The sequence below is a fragment of the Citrobacter sp. wls718 genome (genome assembly GCF_005280945.1).
Taxonomy (GTDB): Bacteria; Pseudomonadota; Gammaproteobacteria; order Enterobacterales; family Enterobacteriaceae; genus Citrobacter; species Citrobacter gillenii.
Genome location: NZ_SZWV01000066.1, coordinates 1 through 6133, shown reverse-complemented (window position 1 = coordinate 6133; position 6133 = coordinate 1). Strand labels below are relative to the sequence as shown.

The window sequence follows — 6133 nt, the reverse complement described above, 5'->3', positions numbered from 1 at the left end:
ATCAGGGGAAGTCCCTTCCATTCGGTAAGGCTGTTTTTTGACCTTCCGACTTTAGCTGGTCTCAACCGACGAAACTTACCGGAAGCCGGTATCCGGTTGCTTTTCCAGATATAATCACCTGTCAGATTGATGTGCTCCCAGCCTAACGGCGACAAATGCGACAGCAGTTGTTCGTTGATCTTTAGTCCTTTACGCTTCAGGGCATCGATCGCCCTTTCCATATACACAGTATTCCACAGCGAGATCGCAGCCGTCAGAAGCGTCAGTCCACTGGCGCGATAGCTCTGATTTTCAGGCTTTCTGTCCCTGATTTCTCCCAGCCGGTGCATAAATACCGCCCGCGCCAGTGCGTTACGTGCCTCACCTTTATTCAGCCCCGCCTGTACTCGCCGACGCAATGCAGGATCGCGGAACCAGTCAAGCATAAATAGCGTTCGCTCAATGCGCCCAATTTCTCTCAGTGCTTTGGCAAGTCCGTTTTGCTTGGGGTAGCTCGCTAGTTTTTTCAGCATCAGAGATGCTGTCACGGTTCCCTGCTTTATCGAGGTCGCCAGACGCAGTACTTCACGCCAGTGAATTTCGATCTCTTTCAGATTCAGGCTGGTCGTTGATATCAGTGACTGAAGCGCCGGGTACTGGTCCGCTTTCCCTTTGATAAACAGCTTTTTGTCGTGGAGATCCCTGATTCGCGGACAGAACGCAAACCCCAGCAGATGCATCAGGGCAAAGACATGATCGGTGAAACCTGCGGTATCGGTGTAATGCTCTCTGATTTCCAGGTCGCTTTCGTGGTATAGCAGGCCATCGAGAACATGGGTTGAATCCCTGACCCGACTGATTATGCAGGTGTAAAACGGGCTGTATTGATCCGAAATATGGGTGTAAAACTGACGTCCAGGCTCCTGCCCGTATTTCGGGTTAACCTGCCCTGCGTAGCGGCCAGAGCTGCCTGTTCTGAAATTTTGTCCGTCTGATGATGACGTTGTCCCGTCTCCCCAGAATGCCGCCAGTGGTCTTTTCCCCTGCGCGTTTACCAGCTCTGCGAGGGCGGCTGAATAGGTTTCGTCGCGGATGTACCATGCCTGGATATCTTCCAGTGATGATTTGGTGCTTCCGGGACAGGCTTCCGCCATTTTGGTCAGACCAAGATTGATGCCATCCGCAAGGATGGTGGTGAGGAGCAGGCGGGTATCGGGACGGGTAATGTCGTTTTTTATATGCGAAAAATGTCGGGTAAACGTCGTCCAGCTGTTTACCTCATCGAGAATTTCCGTGATTTTAGGGCGCGGTAGCATGCTGTAAACCAGCTCTGCCAGCGGTGAAACCTGCACCGGGACGCAGTTATCCAGCGGAGAGACTTTTACTCCCCTGTCAGATATTTCCACATCGGGCAGTTCACCAAGGGCTGCCATGGCATTGACCTCTTCAAGTCTGGACTGAAGCAGAGTCATACGGCTGGTAATGTACTCATGATTATCAGCTGATACGGGCAGGGGCAGCGCCGGTGTGAGTTTGTCAAAGTCCTTTTCGGGAATGAGGTAATCATCAAAGTTTTTGTAGCGGCGTGAGCCTTTAACCCAGATGTCTCCGGAGCGCAATGCCCCCTTAAGCTCGCTGAGCGCACAAAATTCATAGTACTGCCGGTCAATACCCGCAGGTGTAATCACCACCTTGCGCCAGCTTTCAGGGACAAACTCAAGCGGCGCTGTCGCCGGAACTTTACGTGACTGCTTCCGGTACATATCCTGGATCACAACCAGCGCATCAGCCAGAGGTTGCGCTGCCGGGGTGGCGACTAACTGTAAAGCAGACAACATGCGCGGGGCATATTTCCGTAATGTGCTGTATTTCTCAGTAATAATATGCAGCGGATCAAAATTATTTTTTCTGGCGAGATGGCGCGTTTCTTCCAGACTGGCGACAAATTCAGGCCATGGCAGTATGTTTTCTATTGCGAGCCATGGATCGCCACCGGAATCACGAGCTTCAAACAGTGCCTGGCCGATATCTATGTACTGCCTCAGTTTTGACTGGATCAGCTTTCCGGTCTGCTGAAGGCGCTCAGCCTGTGTTCTTTTGGCTTTGCTGAACAGGCTGTTCAGCATGCGTTCATGCAGCTCAATCACTTCATCTGTCAGTGTGGCTCTGGCTTCTTCCAGCACGCACACCAGGATCGCATGACGCCGGGCTGCTGAAAATCGGGTCAAATCCCGGCTGCTCATCTTTCGGCCTTCCCGCGCCAGTTTCAGCAACCGGTTCTGGTGAATGGTACGATCTATACCTTCAGGTAATGCCAGCAATTCAATGCTACTGAGCCGATCAAGGTGTTGCAGCACGTTCTTACCATTGATTTTACCCGGCGGTTGCAGAAGCCATGTCAGTCTGGAAGACTTATTATCTGAGGACTCAAGTAAACGATCCAGGGCATCCCTGTGAGCCGGAGTTAACGGGGCATTCAGGGTCTGAAATACGATTTCATCGCCGCCAGCCATGGCCTCCGCACAGGTACGCTCCACGACATCAATCGCGGGGATTATCACGTTGTTCTTCCGGAGCCAGACCAGCAGTTCTTCGGCCAGAAGAATACCTTTATCGGTGCGCGTCGCCATCGGCAGCAGGTGTGTAATACAGTCCTGCTGTATTTTGCCGGTGAACGATTTTACGCCAAGGTAGCGGTACAGTTCGGTTAAATGTTCGCGTCGCGTGGTTTCCCTGCCGGAAAGGTAAGCAGGCCAGAGATCCCCGGTAAGTTTTAGCCTGCTGGCGATATGCTTCAGCAGCATATCAGAGGGTGGGATTTTTTTATCCGGTGCAAAGCCGACATTTTTCAGATAGCAAAGAAGGACAGCAAAACCAAAACGGCTGGCGGGTTTACGGTGAGCACTGATAAGCGCCAGATCATGTTCACTGAAATAGGCCATTCGTGTCAGCGTTAACTCATCGTCCGGTAATGCCAGTAATGATTCTCTTTCCGACAGAGAAAGAATCTGCCTCCTTGCCATATAGTTTCCTTCATAAATTATTCTGTGCGGTATTTTTAACAAAAATGCTTATCGCATAAGGGTACACCCTGACGCTATAACTAAAACGTGACGGCACATCATGAATGAAATAACCTATATGCGATAGATTAAATGCAATAACCTAAATGCGATAACACGGTGAAAAAATGTTCATCAGAGCTTATTTAAGGGCATCGACGGAAGATCAGTTCGCCGATCGGGCAAAAGAGATGCTGGAGCAGTTCGTTCAGGAACGAGGCTATAAAATAGCCAGTTACTACCGGGAGAACATCAGCGGAACAAAACTTGACCGCCCGGAACTGGGACGCTTACTGATGGACAGTCACCACAGTGATATTTTGCTGGTCGAGCAGATAGACCGCCTGACCCGTCTGAGTAACAGCGACTGGATGACGCTGAAAAAGCAGATAGAACAACATGAGCTGCGGATTGTCAGCCTGGATGTCCCCACGTCATGGCAGGCGCTGTCAGATAAAGACCCTTCACAGACTGACCCAATCACCTGCGCAGTGATAACAGCTATCAATAATATGCTTATCGACCTGATGGCTGCGATGTCGCATAAGGACTGGCTGAGCCGCCGCCAGCGGCAAAAACAGGGAATTGAACGGGCCCATATACTGGGGAAATATCGAGGCAAACAGGCTGATCAGGAACGACATCAGAAAGTTCTGTACTACCGGGAGGTCAAGAAACTGAGCATCCGTGAAACGGCAGAAGCAACAGGCTACAGCACTTCACAGGTTTGCCGAATCCAGGCATATCATCGAGATAAGTTAGATTTTAAATCAATAAGTAATAAATAATGCAAGTTCCATTCAATAACACATGATAATAAATTTACATTTATTTACACAAGTTCACTTTGTGCATACATTTTGGTCATGTAATAGTGAAACAGCACTTTATGTTAAAATTTATAAGAGGGATTTTTATGTCAAATATCAGAGAATTGAGTTTTGATGAAATTGCATTAGTCAGTGGTGGCAACGCAAACAGTAATTATGAAGGAGGCGGAAGTCGTAGTCGTAACACCGGAGCCCGTAACTCACTGGGACGAAATGCACCGACACACATTTACAGTGACCCGAGCACAGTTAAATGTGCTAATGCTGTCTTTAGTGGAATGGTTGGTGGTGCCATTAAAGGTGGTCCTGTAGGAATGACCAGAGGAACTATTGGTGGGGCAGTTATCGGCCAGTGTCTCTCCGGTGGAGGAAATGGTAACGGAGGCGGAAACAGAGCTGGTTCCAGTAATTGTTCAGGAAGTAACGTCGGTGGTACCTGTAGTCGATAAGTAAGTATCAACGGAGGATACTGCAGTGTTTATTAAATTATTGTCTTTTATATTAAGTTTATTACTGGGTTTTGCGCTATTAAGTGGTTCCTCCATTATTGATTTGTCATGGTTTTCGTTGCCTGAGGAATTTTCAAAAATAGTAATTACATTGATCACCTTGTTTTCCACTGCTAAATTTACAGATATAGTTTTAGCAAAAATAATAACCTTCATAAAGTGATGTTTTGTAATGGATGAACGTTCGAGCCAGTTTAGATATAGTAAATACAGCGCTATTATTTTTCTTGCAGTGGTTATTATATCAACTATTGTAACATTATCGCCAACCTTTACACTGCGTTATGTTGGACTGGATATTGCATTTTTCATTGTGTTCATTACAGAGATTCTAATTTCAACTCTTGTTTACTTATTTTACCTAAAGGAATTTCCTGAGTGTAGAATAAAAATAAGAACAGACTCAGCTACAGTTAAATTTTCAGCCCTGTCATTCCTTATAATTATTCTGATACAGTTAGCTGTTTACTGCTACAGAGACTATTTATATCATTACGAACCATCACAGATAAACTGGATAACAGTTTTAGTGATGACACTGGTCGTACCCTACTATGAGGAGATCGTATACAGAGCCTGTGCCTTTGGATTTCTGCGTTCAATTTTCAAGGAAAACATTATCATTCCCTGTGTGATAACATCTTTGTTTTTCTCTCTGATGCACTTTCAGTATTATAATGTTCTGGATCAATCAGTCCTTTTTGTTGTATCTATGCTGTTATTAGGGGTCAGAATTAAAAGCAGATCCCTTTTTTATCCTATGTTAATACATTCAGGCATGAATACCTTTGTTATATTATTAAATATTCAAAATATTTTATAACCATGAGTATATTCAGGGAGGAAGCATTAGAACATAACAGTGATACAGAGTACGGAGATATTGTCTTACCCGCGTCATTTGGCATGTCAGTATGCGCCGTTGCTACATTACTTATATTTCTGAGCGTCTCATTATTCGTTTATTATGGTAGTTATACCCGCAAGGCTCATCTTACAGGTATAGTGATGCCTTCATCAGGACTGGTGAAAATCACACCGCAATATGCCGGATACGTCACCCGACAGACTGTTTCAGAAGGTCAGCACGTAGCTGCCGGTGAGCCTGTTTACCATATCAGCGGCGAGCATTACAACGGGCAGGGCACAGGTACACTGGCAGCCATGAGCATGTCCCTGAAGACTCAGTATGCCATGCTGTCTTCCCAGCAGACTCTGGAATTGCGTGACAACAGTCAGCAGCAGCAGGCCATACTACAGCGAATTGCCTCCCTGAAACCACAGATTAAAAGTGCAGAGCTGCGCCTGTCGCTTGCCGGGCATCAGGCCACGCTGGCCGTGTCCGTCATGGAGCGCTATAAAAAACTGGCTGGAACGCATTACGTATCAGATATCGAATACCAGCAGAAGCAAATTGACGTTTCTACGTCACTGCAAAACGTTGAGGATCAGCGTCAGGGGCTTCTGCAACTACACACTGCAATGGAGGCTGCTGAAGAAGATCTTAACCATCTCATCGTTCAGGGGGAAAGCCGTAAAGCTGAGCTGGACAGGCAGTTGCAGGGGATCAGGCAACAGCAGGACGAACTGGCCGGACAGGAGAACTTTACGCTGACGTCACCGGTATCCGGAACCGTTGCTGCCGTGCTGATCAGACAGGGACAGTCTGTCAGGGCATCTGAACCGGTCATGACTCTGGTTCCCGACAATGCTCGTCTGCAGATAGAACTTGGATTGGCCCCTATATTTCCAT

At 47.3% G+C, this 6133-nt stretch carries 5 protein-coding genes; 4 read left to right on the top strand and 1 reads right to left on the bottom strand.

The window, feature by feature from the left end; all coding sequences use genetic code 11:
* The coding region (locus FDW95_RS12580; protein ID WP_249359070.1) for a Tn3 family transposase at nt 1-3002 on the bottom strand (3002 nt) is incomplete at its 3' end.
* 167 nt (nt 3003-3169) lie between these two features.
* Between FDW95_RS12580 and FDW95_RS12575 the strand changes: the two genes are divergently transcribed.
* The 4 genes from FDW95_RS12575 to FDW95_RS12555 form a co-directional block, all read left to right on the top strand.
* Nucleotides 3170-3829, top strand: a complete 660-nt coding sequence (locus tag FDW95_RS12575) for a recombinase family protein (protein WP_001567320.1) — start codon at nt 3170-3172, stop codon at nt 3827-3829.
* Nucleotides 3830-3957: 128 nt separating this feature from the next.
* Nucleotides 3958-4320 (top strand): hypothetical protein, encoded by a 363-nt coding sequence (locus FDW95_RS24160; RefSeq protein WP_001567321.1) that lies wholly within the window; start codon nt 3958-3960, stop codon nt 4318-4320.
* Nucleotides 4321-4552: 232 nt separating this feature from the next.
* Complete coding sequence (locus tag FDW95_RS24125) at nt 4553-5203, top strand: type II CAAX endopeptidase family protein (RefSeq protein WP_001567322.1); 651 nt, start codon at nt 4553-4555, stop codon at nt 5201-5203.
* Nucleotides 5204-5205: 2 nt separating this feature from the next.
* Nucleotides 5206-6133, top strand: a 928-nt coding sequence (locus FDW95_RS12555; RefSeq protein WP_137363519.1) for an HlyD family efflux transporter periplasmic adaptor subunit, incomplete at its 3' end; no start/stop codon positions are given.

Bases quoted from the DNA above. Each gene is read 5' to 3' on its own strand.
- FDW95_RS24160 (WP_001567321.1), top strand. From the start codon at position 3,958: ATGTCAAATATCAGAGAATTGAGTTTTGATGAAATTGCATTAGTCAGT.
- FDW95_RS12575 (WP_001567320.1), top strand. From the start codon at position 3,170: ATGTTCATCAGAGCTTATTTAAGGGCATCGACGGAAGATCAGTTCGCC.
- FDW95_RS24125 (WP_001567322.1), top strand. From the start codon at position 4,553: ATGGATGAACGTTCGAGCCAGTTTAGATATAGTAAATACAGCGCTATT.